This window comes from Mesorhizobium sp. M2A.F.Ca.ET.039.01.1.1, from assembly GCF_003998035.1.
In the GTDB taxonomy this organism is placed as follows: domain Bacteria; phylum Pseudomonadota; class Alphaproteobacteria; order Rhizobiales; family Rhizobiaceae; genus Mesorhizobium.
Genome location: NZ_RZRY01000064.1, coordinates 1 through 16,311, shown reverse-complemented (window position 1 = coordinate 16,311; position 16,311 = coordinate 1). Strand labels below are relative to the sequence as shown.

Here is a 16,311-nt window from a genome sequence, read left to right as displayed (position 1 = left end):
CCGTTGATGATCTGCTTGATGCCGGCCTTCTCGATACCGGGGAAATGCTTGAAGCCGATCTCCAGCGACGGCGCGATGCGGTCGATGTCGGGCTGCAGAAGCTCGTGGCCGAAATCCCACGGTGTGTTGACCGGCGACCACGGCTTGCAGGCCTTTTCATAGGTGCCGAGCAGGATGCCATTGCGCTCCTGGCGGGTGTAGATCTCGCCCTTGAAGTCGAGCACGCCGATCATCTCGCGGCCGGTCGACTTGTTGAACTCCTCGACCTCCGGCATCGGCTCGGTGAGCAGGTACATATGCTCCATCGCCAGCACCGGCAGCTCGACGCCGACCATGCGGCCGATCTCGCGCGCCCACAGGCCGCCGCAGTTGACGACATGCTCGGCGTGGACCGTGCCTTGCTCGGTGACGACGTTCCAGGTGCCGTCCGGCTGCTGCGTCAGATCGACGACGCGGTTGCGCAGCACGATCTCCGCGCCGAGTTTCTTGGCCGCCTTGGAATAGGCGATGGTGGTGCCGGACGGATCGAGATGACCTTCGACCGGATCCCACATGGCGCCGACGAAGTTCTTCTCGTCCATCAGCGGGAACATGGCCCTGGCTTCCGAGGGCGTGATCAGCTCGGTGTCCATACCGAGATAACGGCCCTTGGCGTGAGCCAACCGCAGGAAGTCCATGCGCTCCGGCGTATCGGCCATCATGACGCCGCCGGTCAGATGCAGCGAGCAGGACTGGCCGGAAAGCTCCTCGATCTCGTTGTAGAGCTGGACCGTATAGGCCTGCAGCTTGGCGACGTTGGGGTCGCCGTTCAGCGTGTGGAAGCCGCCCGCCGCATGCCAGGACGAGCCGGAAGTCAGCTCCGAGCGCTCAATCAGCATGATGTCGGTCCAGCCGGCCTTGGCGAGGTGATAAAGCACCGAGCAGCCGACGACGCCGCCGCCGATGACAACCGCTTTTACATGGGATTTCATGAAGATAGGTCCGTTTTTACAGAGACTGAATCGAATGATTGGTGTGGAGTCTAAGCGAAGCTCGACGGAGTGGGGGTCGACTGTTCATCCTCACACAGAAAATCAGAAATCCGTCGGCGCGCCGCCTTCGGCGCGGCGTTTTTCGACGAAATCGTTGAGTTCCTCGCGGATGGCCGGATCCATATACGGCTCCTCGTAGGAGGCAAGGCGCTCCTTCCACACCTTGTTGGTGCGTTCCATCGCCGTCGGCGAGCCGGCCTCGGTCCAGGTCTCGAAGTTGCGCCAGTCGGAGACGATCGGCGAATAGAAGGCGGTCTTGTAGCGCTCCTGCGTGTGCTGGGTGCCGAAGAAATGGCCGCCGGGGCCGACCGACTGGATGGCGTCGAAGCCGAGCGCGTCCTCGGAGAGATCGAGGGGGGTGAGGAACTCGGCCACCATCTGCAGAAGATCGATGTCGAGGATGGTCTTTTCGTAGGAGCAGCGCAGGCCGCCTTCCAGCCAGCCGGCGCCGTGCATCATCAGATTGCCGCCTCCCTGGATCGCGCCCCAGAGGGAGAACACGCTCTCATAGGCAGCCTGCGCGTCGACCGTGTTGGCGGCGCAAGTGTTGGAGGTGCGGTAGGGGATGTTGTAGCGGCGGGCGAGCTGGCCGCCAACGAGCTGCGCCTTCATGTATTCGGGTGTGCCGAAGGCCGGCGCGCCGGACTTCATATCGACGTTGGAGGTGAAGCCGCCATAGCCGACCGGCGCACCTTTCTTGACCATCTGCGCGAAGGCAATGCCGGAAAGCGCCTCGGCGTTCTGCTGCACCAGCGCGCCGGCGACCGTGACCGGCGCCATGGCGCCCGACAGCGTGAACGGGGTGACGATCACGGCCTGGCCCATGCTCGCCATCTGGATGATGCCTTCCATCATCGGCACGTCGAGCTTGAGCGGCGAATTGGTGTTGATGATGGTGAAGACCGACGGTTCGGCCATTAGCTGCTCGCGGCTGATGCCGCGGGCGATGCGGGTGATCTCGATGCCGTCGACATTGCGCTCCTTGCCGAGCGAATAGATGTGGAAGACCTTGTCGGTCAGCATGGCGAGGTCGCGGATGCACTCCAGGTGCCGCACCGAGGGGTGGATGTCGATCGGCTCGACCGGATAGCCGCCGGTGCATTGCAGGATGTTGTGCATCTGCGCCAGGCGCAGGAAGTTGCGGTAGTCCGCCTGGTTGCCGGGCCGGCGGCCGCGGTCGAGGTCGGAGCAGTTCGGCGCCGAGGCCATCATCGACAGGATGACGTTGTTGCCGCCGAAGCGCAGATTATGCGCCGGGTTGCGAGCGTGCAGTGTGAATTCCGAAGGGCAGTGCGAGACGAGCTCGAGGATCATGTCGCTGTCGAAGCGCACGCGCTCCGAGCCTTCGCGCACATCGGCGCCGTGCGCCTTCATGATGCGGCGGGCTTCGTCGTGCAGAACGTCGACGCCGATCTCCTTCAGCACGCGCAGCGAGGCGAGGTGGATCGATTCCAACTCGTCGTCGGACACGAATTTGGTCGGCGTCAGCGGGTTCTTCAACTGCCGGAAGGCGGGCTGCTCGAAAGCGGCCGCGCCGCCGGCGCGCTTGCCCGCGCGGCCGCCACGGCGGGCGCGATCGGTAGCCGGTGCCGGCTCGGCGGGGTGGAGGGCAGCGGTCATGAAATGCCTCGTCAGGGTACGTATTTGGCCGGCATAATGGACCGGCGGCCATGCAGCCGGTGAGGAGGCGGCGACCACTAGGGCGAGGGAAGCGACATGACGGGACGGCAACCGGTCGCCTGCCGTTTCGCTGCGTGAAGCCTGTTACATTCCCGTCTTTTACTTGTGCTATACTTGCAGGCCGAGCATCTTGAGGGGGATAGCGATGCCTGACGTCATCAAAGTGCGCGCGGCAACCAACAACGAGGTCGCGTTCCTGGCATGGGATATCGATGGGATGATCCCGGGTTGCCTCGGCTTCGAGATCGTCCGCCTCTATCCCGATAGCGGTGAGGAGCGTTGCCTGGCGGCGTGGGTGCCGTTCAAGGGACAGCGCAATCCAAGATGGATACCGCAGGACACCGGGGTGTGGCCGGTGCAGAAGACGTTCTGGCGCGACCTGACGGTGCGCCGGCGCCGCGACAGTATCCATCTCAGGCCGGAGGGCGAGATGATTGCCTACCGCGTACGCCCCGTCGGCGACATGAAGCCGGGCCTCGAACCGGTGCCGGTGCGTCCCGACCAGGTCGTGGACGGCAAGCCTGCCTATACGGGTGCTCCGCGTCCGCTCGGCTATCTCGGGCAGGGCGCCGTCAGTCCGCCGATTTTCCTGGGGCAAATGTTCGGCAACGCGCGGGTCGCCTTCACCAACGGGGTCTTGTCGACGCAATGGATGTCGCGCGCGCTGGCGGAAGCAGGCATCAAGGTCGGGCAGCGCGACAAGATCAGAGCCGAGCTGCAGAACCCGGCAAGCAAGATACGCGCGTACCTGCATGGCGATGTGCCTGACGTGCTTACCAGCCTGATGAAGCGGGCCAAGAGCGAAGGCGGCACTGTCAGGCTTGCGCTCTACGAGCTCGGCGATGACGAATTGTGCGACGCGATCATCGCCGCCAAGGACGTGGTGGAGGTCATCCTTTCCAATTCGGGCCGGGACGACAAGACCGGGAAATGGGACTTGGGCAACGCGCCGTTCAGGAAGCGCCTGCATGACGCCGGCGTCGTGGTGACCGATCGCCTGTTCAACAACAACCATATCGGCCACAACAAATTCGCCGTCTATCGCGATGCCCAGGGCGATCCGCGGGCGGTGATGACCGGCAGCACCAACTGGACCTCGACCGGTATCTGCGGCCAGTCGAACAACGCCTTCGTCCGCGACGATCCGGCAATGGCCAAGGTGTTCAATGCCTATTGGGAGCGGATGAAGACCGACGTGTTCCCGCCGCCGGCCAGCGAGAGCGCCGCCGGACATGTGGCGCAGACCCAAGGCGTGCCGTTCCGCAAGGACAATCATATGGCGAACCCGCTCGACGGCGCGACGGTAGCGCTGAATGGCATGACGGTGTGGTTCTCGCCGAACGACCCGGAGCGCAACAAGAAGGACATCTCGGTGCGCCCGGTCGACCTCGAGGACGTCTTCGCCCGCATCAAGGCGGCGAAGCGCGCGGTGCTGTTTCTCGTGTTCAATCCTTCGCAGCTCGGCGAGAACTCGATCGTCGACCAAGCGGTGGCGGCGGCGAAAGCCGATCCGAAGCTGATCGTGCAGGGGGCGATCAGCGACGAGACGGCGATGCCCAACTACGTCGCACCTACCAAGGATCCGGTCACCCACAAGTCGAACAAGGACGGCAAGTCGCCCTTCGTGTTCCCGGAAAAGGTCTGGGAGGCGCCGAACGTCTCGATCGTCAGGGCGGCGAACCTGACCGGCGCGACGATCGCCCGCGATTTCCAGGCGGAAGTGCTGACCGTCGGCCACGCCATCGTGCACGATAAGATCGTCATCATCGATCCGATGGAGGACAACGCCACCGTCATCACGGGCAGCCACAACCTCGGCTACAAGGCCTCCTACGAGAATGACGAGAACCTGGTGATCGTGGAGGGCGACAAGACGTTTGCCGCCGCCTACGCGGTGCACATGCTGGATGTCTTCGACCACTACAAGTTCCGCGCCTGGCGCCGGACGATCGGGAAGGGGCCTTCGGACGACGACGGGATTTCCGTCGACGACAAATGGCTGAAGCCCTATGCCGATGGCAAGAAGGGAGCCATCGCCCGCTACTTCCCATAGCAGCCTCCGCCGGCCCCGCCCATTTGAGCGGCCGTTGACGCAAGCGGATTTCGCCGCCGGCCTGGCCGGCCCGGCCGAGGCTCCTGACAGGGCTTGGCTGGAGCAAGCGGTTTTCGCGTGCGAGGGCTTACGGCTGCCCAGGCGAACGGCTAAGGCTGCCAGCCGAGGACAGCCATGAGCGCGGCGGATTCAAAGAGCAGCGAGAGGGTGCAGTGGGCCGCGATCACCGGCGTGATCGCGACCGTGTCGGTGTTCGCCATCGCGCAAGGGCTTTCCTATCCGCTGCTGAGCTTCATCCTGCAGCGGCAAGGCGTTTCGCCGGCGATGATCGGGCTGTCGGCGGCGATGACGCCGATCGGCTTCATCGTTTCCTCGCCGCCAATTCCGGCATTGGCGCGCCGCTTCGGAGCGGGGCGCACCGCGCTCACTTGCGCGGCGCTCTCGGCGCTGATGCTGGCCCTGGTCGGCTGGACGCAGAATGTCTATCTGTGGTTCCCACTGCGCTTCCTGATCGGCGTGGTGACCAACCCGCTCTATGTGCTCAGCGAAATCTGGGTGATCGCGCTGGCGCCGCCGGCGAGGCGCGGCCGCGTCATGGGCATCTATTCCACCATCATCTCGGCCGGCTTTGCAGCCGGGCCGCTCTGCCTGCTTGCCGTCGGCACCGAAGGCTGGCCGCCTTTCCTGGTCGGCATCGGCGCCTTCCTCTTCTGCGGCGCCTGCCTGGCCGCGGTGGTGCGCCGCCTGCCCAAGGTCGAGGAGGCCGAGAACAAGGTTTCGGTGTTGGGCTTCATACCCTTGGCCTGGCTGCTCCTGTCGGCGGTCGTCGTCGCGGCCGGTTTCGAGCAGGCTATCCTGGCCCTGCTGCCGGTCTATGGAACACATCACGGTATTCCCGAAGCGCGTATGTCGGCGCTGCTGTCGGTGATGATCGCCGGCAACATCGCCATGCAGGTGCCGCTCGGCCTGCTCGCCGAAAAGCTGACGGCGCGCCTGGTGCGCTTCGGCTGCGTCGCCGTGACCATCCTTGGATGCGTGCTTCTGCCGGTATTGATTGAGACGCCGCTGATCTGGGTATGTGTCTTTATCTGGGGCGCCGTTTCCTACGGCATCTACACCATGTCGATCATCGAGCTCGGCGAACGCTTCACCGGCTCGGCGCTGGTCGCCGGCAACGCCGCCTTCTCGCTGATGTGGGGCCTCGGCGGCATCGTCGTGCCGCCGCTCACCGGCGGTGTCATGGATGTCATCGGCGCCGCCGGGCTTCCAATCACGCTCGGCGCGATCTGCGCTGCGCTGGCGACGGCGACGGTCGTGCGCCGGCGGGTTTTGTAGTCGATCTTAACACGGCTCTTGAATATCCAAGCAGCGAACGCGATGTAGGCGGGGCGCCTGATGGAGACCTGCATGACCAGCACGATGACCAAAACCCAGCCTGAATTGGCGGCTGACGATCCCTTCCTCTGGCTCGAGGATCGCAACGGCAAGGAAGCGCTGGGCTGGGTTCATCGCCAGAATGCGCTGACGGTGGCCGAATTGCAGAGTGATCCTTCCTATCAGCCGACCTTCGAGACCGCGCTCGACCTGATGACGGCCGAGGACAATATGCCGGTCGGGGCCGCACTTGCCGGTCACGTCTATAATTTCTGGCAGGACAAGACCAATGCGCTGGGCCTGTGGCGCCGCACGCCTGTCGCTTCCTACAAGACCGACAGACCGGAATGGGAGACAATCATCGATTTCGACCAACTCTCGGCGAAGGAAGGCGTGAAATGGGTGTTCGGCGGGGCGAGCCGGCTCTATCCCGATTTCAACCGCTGCCTGCTCTATATGTCGCCGGACGGCGGCGACGCCAGCGAATTGCGCGAGTTCGACATCGCCACGAGGTCCTTCGTCGAGGACGGGTTTCGCGCTCCGGCGTCCAAGTCGGGCTTTTCCTGGCTGGACAAGGACACGGTGCTCGTCTCGGCGGCTTTCGAGGAAGAGGACAAGACGCAGTCCGGCTATCCGCGCGTCATCAAGCTTTGGCGGCGCGGCACAAAGCTCGACGACGCGACGCCTATCTTCGAAGGCGAGAAGCAGCATCTCGCGGTTGGCGGCGGCGTCGAATATGACGGCGACAAGCGGCATGTGCTGCTCGGCAAGACGCTCGACTTCTTCACCTCGCACAGTTTCCTGCGGCTGGCTTCGGGCGAGAATCGGCGCATTCCGTTGCCCGACGACGCCACCGACACGGCGATCTTCAAGGGTCAGCTGATCTTCGGCGTGCGCAGCCCTTGGACGGCGCCCGACGGCACCCAATGCCTGCCCGACGGCCTTTACTCGGTCGATTTCGACCGGTGGATCGACACGGGCGCGTTCGGTCCATTCGAAACCGTGCTCGCGCCGGCGCATCGTGTCTCGATCGCCGGGCTGGCCAGGACGCAGGACCGGCTGTTCATCAACCTGATGGACAATGTGCGCGGCAAGGTCATCGCCTGCGATCGCACTCCCGACGGGTGGTCGCTGAAGCCGGTGGCATTGCCCGACAACGGCAATGTCGGCATCAGCCATGCCGAGCATTTCGGCTCCAGCGTCTCCTTCTCCTTCACCGATTTCCTGACGCCGAGCTCGATCATCTGGTCGGACGACGACGGCGAGACGCTGGAAACCGTGAAATCGCAACCGGCCCGCTTCGATGCCTCGCCCTATGTTTCGGAGCAGTTCGAGGCCCGCTCGAAGGACGGCACGATGATCCCGTATTTCGTGGTGCGGCCCCGCGACCAGAACGGGCCGGTGCCGGCGCTGCTCTATGGCTATGGCGGCTTCGAAGTGCCGCTGCTGCCAGGCTATGCCGGCATTCGCGGCAAGCTCTGGCTGGACAAGGGCAACGCGTATATCCAGGCCAACATCCGCGGCGGCGGCGAGTTCGGTCCGGCCTGGCACCAGGCGGCGCTGAAAGGCAAGCGCCAGAATGCTTTCGACGATTTCGCGGCGGTTGCCGAGGATGTCGTCAAGCGCGGCATCACCACGGCGGCACAGCTCGGCATCCAGGGCGGCTCGAATGGCGGCCTGCTTACCGGCACGTCGTTGACACAGCGGCCCGAACTGTTCGGCGCCGTCATCATTGACGTGCCGCTGCTCGACATGTTGCGCTACACCGAACTGCCGCCCGGCGCCTCGTGGATCGCCGAATATGGCGATCCGTCGAGGCCGGAGGAGGCGGCCTGGCTCGCCACCTATTCGCCCTACCAGCATGTCGCGGCCAATGTCGCCTATCCGCCGGTGCTGTTGATGACCTCAACCGCCGACGACCGCGTCCATCCTGGACACGCGCGCAAGATGGCGGCGCGGCTGCAGGAGGCAGGCCACGGGAGGACGCTGTTCTTCGAGGAGACCGAAGGCGGCCATGGCGGGCGCGGCGACCGCCGGCCGCAGGCGGCGCAAACGGCGATGCGCTACATGTTCCTGAAGCGTGCGCTCGGCGGCGTCGCCTGACTAAGGTGTATTGATATTCAGGTGATGCCAGCCTGCAAATATCGGTTTTCTGCGCTTCCGGTGCTCACGTACTTTAGGTACGCTCCGCTCCGGTTCTCGGAACCGACATTTTCGGCTCGGCCTGACCTGAATCTCAACACACCTTGGCACGACTTGAATTCGAGGCCTCAGGCGGCATAAGCTGGCGCCATGATCCGCTTCAGCACATCTGGCGCCTTCGGGGTCGCGGTGACGCCGTCACCGCGGACCCTTCGCGCCGAGTTGTTGCGGCTGTGCGCCCGCATCGGTTATTCGCCGCCTCGCTTCCTCTGACGAATCCGCCCCGGCCCTTGCCGGATTGATTCAAGAGGAAAGATCAAATCCATGACCTATCAGAATTATTCGCTGAAGCAGCTTCAGCAGATCGACGCCGCGCATCACCTTCATCCCTTCACCGACCACAAGGAGCTGCGCGAGGCAGGCTCGCGCATCATCACCCACGCCAACGGCCCGTTCATCTACGACGCCGACGGCACCGAAATCCTCGACGGCATGGCGGGCCTCTGGTGCGTCAATGTCGGCTACGGCCGCGACGAGCTGGCCGAGGCGGCGTACGCGCAGATGAAGGAGCTGCCTTACTACAACTCCTTCTTCAAATGCTCGACGCCGACGCCGGTGCTGTTGTCGAAGAAGCTGGCGGAGCTGGCCCCCAAGCATGTCAGCCAGGTCTTCTATGGCTCGTCCGGTTCGGAGGCCAACGACACGGCGCTCAGGCTCGTGCGCCACTACTGGGCGCTCGAAGGCAAGCCCGAGAAGAACCGCATCATCTCCCGCAAGATGGCTTATCACGGCTCGACCATCGCCGGCACGTCGCTCGGCGGCATGGAGCCGATGCACAAGCAGCTCGGCGGCGCGGTGCCCAACATCGTCCATGTGATGATGCCCTATGCCTATGAGCTCGCGCTGCCCGGCGAAAGCGACCATGATTTCGGCATCCGCGCGGCCAAGGCGGTCGAGGACGCGATCCTCGAAGCCGGCGCCGACAAAGTGGCCGCCTTCATCGGCGAGCCGGTGATGGGTGCCGGCGGGGTAAAAATCCCGCCGATGAGCTACTGGCCGGAAGTCGAGCGCATCTGCCGCAAATACGATGTGCTCTTGATGCTGGACGAAGTGATCACCGGCTATGGCCGCACCGGCGAATGGTTTGCGGCGCAGACCTTCGGCATCGAGCCCGACACCATCACCACCGCCAAGGCGCTGACCTCGGGCTACCAGCCGCTATCGGCGCTGCTGGTCGGCGATCGTGTCGCCAGCACGCTGGTGGAAAAGGGCGGCGAGTTCTATCACGGCTACACCTATTCCGGTCATCCGGTGGCCTGCGCGGTGGCGTTGAAGAACCTCGAGATCATCGAGAAGGAAGGCTTGGTCGAGCGCGTCAAGAACGACACCGGTCCCTATTTCGCGCAGGCGCTGCAGGAGAGGATCGCCGGGCACAGGCTGGTCGGCGAGGTGCGTTCGATCGGCCTGATGGGCGCGATCGAGATCGTCAAGGACAAGGCGACCAAGGAACGCTATCTGCCGTCGGGAAGTGCGGCGGTCGTCGTGCGCGACCACGCGATCGCGAACGGCATGATGCTGCGGGCCACCGGCGACACGATGATTCTCTCGCCGCCGCTGATCTGGACGCGCGACACGATCGACATGGCCTGCGAGCGGATCGCGAAGGCGCTCGATCTCGCGGACGCTGATTTGCGAAAGCGCTGAGGGGATATTGTCCGGGCGCTCCGCAATGGGCGCCCGGTCCATTCCTAAACGATGTGGGTGATGTCTCCAAACGCAAAAACCGCGCCCCAACGGGAACGCGGCTTTGCCAGATACGCATGGCGTTTCGCGACAAGAATACTTGCGAAACTTACGGGCTCCGGTACGCGAGACCTGATCCGGAGCGCCGGGCGGACGCGCTGTCCGCCTCGCAATCCGTTTTAAAGGCACATCGTTACCGGTGGGTTAGCGAGACCTTAAGCAAATCTAAATTTGCCGGCTTTGCGCTGGCAAATATTTCAAATAGCCTTTTAAAGTCAGTATCTTACGTCTTATTGCCGCGCAGGAAATTAATAATGCCGGAAAAATCGGCGCCGGCGTGCCCCTGCGCGTTAAATAGCGCATAAAGCTGAGTGGCTTCGGCACCGAGCGGGGTTACGGCGCCCGCGCCCTGCGCGGCTTCCTGGGACAATTTCAGGTCCTTCAGCATGAGCGCTGCGGCAAAGCCCGGCTTGTAGTCGCGATTGGCCGGCGAGGCCGGCACGGGGCCGGGCACCGGGCAGTAGGTGGTCAGCGACCAGCACTGGCCGGAAGAGGTGGAGGCGACGTCGAACAGCGCCTGGTGCGACAGGCCGAGCTTTTCGGCCAGCACAAAGGCTTCGGCGACGCCGATCATCGAGATGCCGAGAATCATGTTGTTGCAGATCTTGGCCGCCTGGCCGGCGCCGTCGCCGCCGCAATGAACGATGCGCCCGGCCATCGGCTTCAGGATCGGCTCGGCGGTGGCAAAGGCCTCGTCGGAACCGCCGGCCATGAAGGTGAGGGTGCCGGCCGTGGCGCCGCCGGTGCCACCGGAGACCGGGGCGTCGATCGAGGGCAGGCCCTGCCTGGCGGCAATCGCATGCGCCTTGCGCGCCGATTCGACATCGATGGTCGAGGAATCGATGAACAGCGCGCCTTTCCTTGCCTTGGGCGCGATGTCCTCATAGACCGACAGCACATGCTTGCCCGCAGGCAGCATGGTGATGACGACATCGGCTTCCTTCACCGCAGCGACGGCGTTCGCCATCACCGTCACCCCATGCTCTTTCGCGACCGTAAGGTTTTCGGGCACCAGGTCGAAGCCCAGCACCGCATGGCCAGCTTTGACCAGATTGGCAGCCATCGGATTGCCCATGTTGCCTAGGCCGATGAAGGCGATGGTGCTCATTGTCTCTCTCCCAAAAATCTGCTCAGCGACCAATCAGCGCCCGCGCGATGATGACGCGCATGATCTCGTTGGTGCCTTCGAGGATCTGGTGGACGCGGAGATCCCGCACCAGCTTCTCGATGCCGTAATCGTGCAGATAGCCGTAGCCGCCATGCAGCTGCAGCGCCTCGTTCGCAACGTCGAAGCCGATATCGGTGACGAAGCGCTTGGCCATCGCCGACCATTTGCCGGCATCCGGCGCCTTGCGGTCGAGCTTCGAGGCGGCGGCGTAGAGGAAGATGCGGGAGGCCTGCAGCTCCGTCTCCATGTCGGCCAGCCTGAACTGCAGCGCCTGGAACTGGTTGATCTTGGAGCCGAAGGCCTTGCGCTCGCCCGTATAGGCGAGCGCCTTGTCGAGCGCCGATTGAGCGCCGCCGAGCGAGCAGGCGGCGATGTTCAACCGGCCGCCGTCGAGCCCGGCCATGGCGATGCCGAAGCCGGCGCCTTCCGCTGCGAGCAGGTTTTCCGCCGGCACCTTGCAGTCCTCGAACATGACTTGGCGGGTCGACTGCATGTGCCAGCCCATCTTGTGCTCGTTGGCGCCGAAGGACAGGCCCGGCGCGTCCTTGGGTACGACGAAGGTCGAAATGCCCTTCGGGCCATCGCCGCCGGTGCGCGCCATCACTACATAGAGATCGCTGTCGCCGGCGCCGGAGATGAACTGCTTGGCGCCGTTTAGTATGTAATCGTCACCGCTCTTCACCGCGCGCGTCTTCAGCGCGGCGGCGTCCGAGCCGGAGCCGGGCTCGGTCAGGCAATAGCTCGCCAGCCACTCCATCGAGGTCAGTTTCGGCAGGAAGCGCTGGCGCTGCTCGTCCGAGCCGAAGCGGTCGATCATCGAGGCCGCCATGTTGTGAATGGAAATGAAGGAGGAAAAAGCCGGGTCGGCGTGGGCAAGCGCCTCGAAGATCAGCACCGCGTCCAGCCGCCCAAGCGCCGAGCCGCCGACATCGTCGCGCACATAGATGCCGCCGAGGCCGAGCGGGCCGGTCTCGCGGATCACGTCGGCGGGGAAATGCTTTGCCCTGTCCCAGTCGAGCGCATTGGGCGCAACGCGATCCGCCGCGAAGGCCTGGGCCATCTCCTGGATGGCGCGCTGCTCCTCATTGAGTTCGAATTGGCCAGTGCCCGCATCGACTGCCGCGTCCATGGCGTGCTCCCTGTCGTTTCAGGCCTTCTGGCCTGTCGTTTTTGGCTTTGCGCGCCGTTCAATCTAGACCAATGATGCCGCCGCGCAAACCCGGGCCGTTGAGAACCGGCTGTGCATGGAATGACTAACGGAGCTCTTGCGTGCCGACAATTTTCGATGAGTTGCTGGAGCGATTCCACTCCTATCTAGCCGGCGTCGACCACGATCTGCTCGCGGACGAAGTCGCGCGCATCGGCTGGAATATGCCTGTCCGTCCTCTCGAACCGCGCGCGCTTGCCTGCCTTGGCCATCTCGACCGCATCGCCGCGCTTGCGCCGCCGGATGCCAGGCCGCTGGCGCGGTTCGTCGCCGACCATCGGGATGCATTGCGCTGGGGGCAGACCTATAGCGCCGCCGATTTCGGGCAGGGTTTCGTCGACAATTACGGCTGGCTGGAAGTGTTCGGCACGCGAGGGCATTTCGTCAATGATGCGGCCGCGGCCGGTCTGCTGATCCTCGGGCCGGACATCGTCTATCCCGACCACCACCACATCGCGGAAGAAATCTACATTCCACTGACCGGCGGCACCGAGTGGCGAATGGGCGAGGGGGATTTTCATATTCGCGGCGCCGGCGAGATGATCCACCACGCATCGAATGTCAGCCATGCCATGCGCACCGGCAAGGAACCGCTGATGGCGCTCTATCTCTGGCGCGGCGGGCCGTTGGCGCAGAAGTCGACCATCGGTTCGGGGAGCAGGGGCTGATGGCAAAAGCGATCATGCTGCAGGGCACCGGCTCCGATGTCGGCAAGACCGTGCTAGTAGCGGGGCTTTGCCGGGCCGCGAAGAATCGCGGCCTGAAGGTCCGGCCGTTCAAGCCGCAGAACATGTCGAACAATGCCGCCGTGGCCGACATTCCCGGCGAGGTCGGCGAAGGTGAGATCGGCCGCGGGCAATGGTTGCAGGCGCTGGCCTGCGGGGTGAGGCCGACCGTGCACATGAACCCTGTGCTGATCAAGCCGCAGAGCGATATCGGCTCGCAGGTGGTGGTGCAGGGCAAGGTTTTTGGCGAGGCGCGGGCGCGCGACTACCAGGCGATGAAAGCCGGACTGATGGACGCGGTGCTGGATTCCTGGGCCAAGGTCGGCGAGGGCGCCGACCTGGTCATTGTCGAGGGCGCGGGCTCGCCGGCCGAGATCAATCTCCGCAGTCGCGACATCGCCAATATGGGTTTTGCGACTCGCGCCAATGTGCCGGTGATCCTGGTCGGCGACATCGATCGTGGCGGCGTCATCGCCTCGGTCGCCGGCACGCATCTCATCCTGCCGGAGGAAGACCGGCGCATGATCGCCGGCTATCTCATCAACAAGTTCCGCGGCGATGTCTCGCTGTTCGACGACGGCATCAAGGCGATCGAGAAATTCACCGGCTGGCGCTGCTTCGGCGTCGTGCCCTGGCTGAAGGCAGCCGGCCGATTGCCCTCCGAGGATTCCGTGGTGCTCGAGCGCCTCGCGTCCGGCGGGAAGCGGGCGCTGAAGGTGGCCGTGCCGATGCTGGCGCGCATCGCCAATTTCGACGATCTCGATCCGCTGAAGGCCGAGCCGCAGGTCGAGGTGGTGTTCGTGCCACCCGGCAAAAGGCTGCCGGAGGATGCCGGGCTGGTCGTCATTCCCGGCTCCAAATCGACCATCGGCGATCTCATCAAATTCCGAGAAAATGGCTGGGATCGCGACCTTCTCGCCCACCGCAAGCGCGGCGGCCATGTCGTCGGCATCTGCGGCGGCTATCAGATGCTCGGTCGCATGGTGCGCGATCCCGAAGGTATCGAAGGCAGCGTGACCGAGGCGGAGGGCCTCGGCCTGCTCAACATCGAAACGGTGATGGAGCCGGAAAAGACCGTGCGCAATTCAAGCGCCCAGTCGGTGCAGTTCGGCCTGCCGCTCGAGGGCTATGAAATCCATCTCGGCCGCACCACCGGCCCGGACACGGCGCGGCCGTCGACGATCCTCAACGGCGCCGAGGACGGCGCGGTCTCCGCCGACGGCAAGGTGATCGGCACCTATCTGCACGGGCTGTTTTCCGCCGACGCCTTTCGCGCCGCCTATCTGGAGAGTCTTGGCGTCAAAGGCGGCGGCATCGACTATCGCGCCGAGGTCGAGAAGGCGCTGGACGAGGTCGCAGCCGAGCTGGAACGACATCTCGACTGTGACGCGATCTTTGGCCTGGCGCGATAGGTCCGTTCCACCGCACAGCGGCCGGACCAGCCGCATGTGCCCTGCGCATCGGTGTCGTGGCGGTTAGCCGAGCCATTTATGCGGTCGTCATTCTATGGCGGAGCAAGGAGCGGAGCGACGCGCGCAGACCATAGAATCCATTCCGTGACGTCGAGGCGTTGCAGCCGTGCAGAATTCTGCTCCGCTGCATTCCGCGGCGAAAGTAACGGAATGGATCCTCGGGTCTACGCGTCCGCTTCGCTCCCGCTCCGCCCGTGGATGACGAAGTTGGGATGCTCTCGCTAACCTCAAGCGACGACGCTGGAAATTATCCTGGGATGGCGCGCTGGCTCGTCGGACAAGGCGCAAGCTAGGCAGACCGCGTCCTCAAATCAAAAGCGCCCGGCAGGGCCGGGCGCTCCGAGTTGCCTGAGATCTCAGAATTTCAAGCCCCGCGCATCAAACAGCCGGCGGCGAGCACGATGTAGGCGATGAGCATGATCCAAACGGACGCAAGCGGAATGAATGCAAGAACGCCAAGAGCGGCAAGAAGGCCGATGACGGCGATGACCAACGAAATAATGAACACGATCTGGGTGGGTGCACTGAGATTCATGTCTGGTCCCTCCAACATGATTCGCAACGCCTGGAGTCTATCAGCAGGCGCTTCATACACCAATGAGCTGGCGCAGCGGATTGGCGGGATCGGCTAACAACTTGACCGCTAGGGCCAGGCAGACCACGACGAGCAGCGGCTTGATCAGCCGGGCACCGATGCGGATGGCAAGGCTCGCGCCGACGCGGGCGCCGATGAATTGTGCTGCGCCCATCATCAGGCCGATTTTCCAGTCGATGACGCCGACGGCGGCGAAGACGACGAAGCCGCCGATGTTGGAGGCGAAATTGAGCAGCTTGGTGTGCGCCGTCGCCTTGAGCACGCCATAGCCGGCAAGCGTGACGAAGGCGAGCATGTAGAAGGAGCCGGCGCCGGGGCCGAAGACGCCGTCGTAGAAGCCGACCAGCGGCGGGATGATCAGCCCGAACAGGAAGGGCGACAGCCGTTCGGCGCGGTCGACGTCGTCCATGTTCGGCTTCAGCGCGAAGTAGAGCGCGATGGCGATCAGGAGCAGCGGGAGCAGGGCGCGCAGGAAATCGCCGGGCACGACCGTTGCCAAAAGAGCGCCGACCGCGCCGCCGGCAAGCGCCAGCAGCGCCGACGGCAGCTGGCGGCGCAGGTCAACCTGACCGTTGGCAGCATAATGGATGGTGGCCGAACCGGAACCGAACATGCCTTGCAATTTGTTGGTGCCGAGGGCTGCGACCGGCGAAAAGCCGGCGAGCAGCAGCGCCGGGATGGTGATCAGCCCGCCGCCGCCGGCGATTGAGTCGACGAAGCCGGCAGCAAAGGCGGCAGCAATCAGGATGAGGACGGTCTGCAGGGTAAGATCGATCATCGGGGAGGGATGCCAGGAAGGAAACCGCAGCTTCCACCACGCTCGCCCCGTTTGCGCAAGGGCGATTCCAAGCCAGAGCGGCTCGCCGTTACACGCCGAACCGCTCTGTCCGTTGCTTTGCCGCAATTCCGGACGGAAAACCGCTTCACACTTTTCCTGGAATTGCTCTAACAATCAGGTGGAATCGGAAAGGGGAGCTTGATGGCGATGGCGCTGCTCGACCAGATACGTTCGATCTTCGACGGTGACCCGGGCGTTCGCAAGGTGGCGGACGACCCGGTGC

The 16,311-nt window shown here is 64.1% G+C and carries 12 protein-coding genes; 6 read left to right on the top strand and 6 right to left on the bottom strand.

Annotated features, from left to right (window positions below):
* Both EOA24_RS08030 and EOA24_RS08025 read right to left on the bottom strand, forming a co-directional pair.
* A partial coding sequence (locus tag EOA24_RS08030) for an FAD-binding oxidoreductase (protein WP_133374478.1) occupies nucleotides 1-971 on the bottom strand: 971 nt, incomplete at its 3' end.
* Between the two features lie 102 nt (nucleotides 972-1,073).
* Nucleotides 1,074-2,651: a trimethylamine methyltransferase family protein gene (locus EOA24_RS08025; RefSeq protein WP_126082192.1), complete on the bottom strand. Its 1,578-nt coding sequence runs from the start codon at nucleotides 2,649-2,651 to the stop codon at nucleotides 1,074-1,076.
* Nucleotides 2,652-2,856: 205 nt separating this feature from the next.
* On the opposite strand from EOA24_RS08025, the gene EOA24_RS08020 reads away from it, so the two are divergent.
* The 4 genes from EOA24_RS08020 to EOA24_RS08000 all read left to right on the top strand — a co-directional run bounded on the left by EOA24_RS08020 (nucleotide 2,857) and on the right by EOA24_RS08000 (nucleotide 9,984).
* Complete coding sequence (locus EOA24_RS08020; RefSeq protein WP_127256105.1) at nucleotides 2,857-4,764, top strand: phospholipase D-like domain-containing protein; 1,908 nt, start codon at nucleotides 2,857-2,859, stop codon at nucleotides 4,762-4,764.
* A 174-nt stretch (nucleotides 4,765-4,938) separates the two neighbouring features.
* Nucleotides 4,939-6,099 carry an MFS transporter gene (locus EOA24_RS08015; protein WP_126082194.1) on the top strand — a complete coding sequence of 387 codons (1,161 nt, stop codon included), beginning with the start codon at nucleotides 4,939-4,941 and terminating at the stop codon, nucleotides 6,097-6,099.
* A gap of 72 nt (nucleotides 6,100-6,171) precedes the next feature.
* Nucleotides 6,172-8,241 (top strand): prolyl oligopeptidase family protein, encoded by a 2,070-nt coding sequence (locus EOA24_RS08010; protein ID WP_126082195.1) that lies wholly within the window; start codon nucleotides 6,172-6,174, stop codon nucleotides 8,239-8,241.
* A gap of 363 nt (nucleotides 8,242-8,604) precedes the next feature.
* Nucleotides 8,605-9,984: an aspartate aminotransferase family protein gene (locus tag EOA24_RS08000; protein ID WP_126082196.1), complete on the top strand. Its 1,380-nt coding sequence runs from the start codon at nucleotides 8,605-8,607 to the stop codon at nucleotides 9,982-9,984.
* Nucleotides 9,985-10,306: 322 nt separating this feature from the next.
* Here the strand turns inward: EOA24_RS08000 and mmsB are convergent, their stop codons facing one another.
* Both mmsB and EOA24_RS07985 read right to left on the bottom strand, forming a co-directional pair.
* Nucleotides 10,307-11,191, bottom strand: coding sequence for a 3-hydroxyisobutyrate dehydrogenase (gene mmsB / locus EOA24_RS07990; protein WP_126082198.1), 885 nt, complete (start codon nucleotides 11,189-11,191; stop codon nucleotides 10,307-10,309).
* A 22-nt stretch (nucleotides 11,192-11,213) separates the two neighbouring features.
* The gene (locus tag EOA24_RS07985; RefSeq protein WP_126082199.1) at nucleotides 11,214-12,380 is read right to left on the bottom strand and encodes an isobutyryl-CoA dehydrogenase; all 1,167 of its coding nucleotides are present in this window, start codon (nucleotides 12,378-12,380) and stop codon (nucleotides 11,214-11,216) included.
* 140 nt (nucleotides 12,381-12,520) lie between these two features.
* Between EOA24_RS07985 and EOA24_RS07980 the strand changes: the two genes are divergently transcribed.
* Together EOA24_RS07980 and EOA24_RS07975 are read left to right on the top strand one after the other, a co-directional pair.
* A complete protein-coding gene (locus tag EOA24_RS07980; RefSeq protein ID WP_126082200.1) occupies nucleotides 12,521-13,126 on the top strand; it encodes a dimethylsulfonioproprionate lyase family protein in 606 nt (201 codons plus the stop codon).
* Complete coding sequence (locus EOA24_RS07975) at nucleotides 13,126-14,595, top strand: cobyric acid synthase (RefSeq protein ID WP_126082201.1); 1,470 nt, start codon at nucleotides 13,126-13,128, stop codon at nucleotides 14,593-14,595. The genes EOA24_RS07980 and EOA24_RS07975 overlap by 1 nt, the downstream gene beginning before the upstream one ends.
* Nucleotides 14,596-15,019: 424 nt before the next feature.
* Here the strand turns inward: EOA24_RS07975 and EOA24_RS07970 are convergent, their stop codons facing one another.
* Complete coding sequence (locus tag EOA24_RS07970) at nucleotides 15,020-15,190, bottom strand: hypothetical protein (protein ID WP_108702979.1); 171 nt, start codon at nucleotides 15,188-15,190, stop codon at nucleotides 15,020-15,022.
* A 52-nt stretch (nucleotides 15,191-15,242) separates the two neighbouring features.
* A complete protein-coding gene (locus EOA24_RS07965; protein WP_126082202.1) occupies nucleotides 15,243-16,028 on the bottom strand; it encodes a TSUP family transporter in 786 nt (261 codons plus the stop codon).
* Nucleotides 16,029-16,311 lie beyond the last annotated feature (283 nt).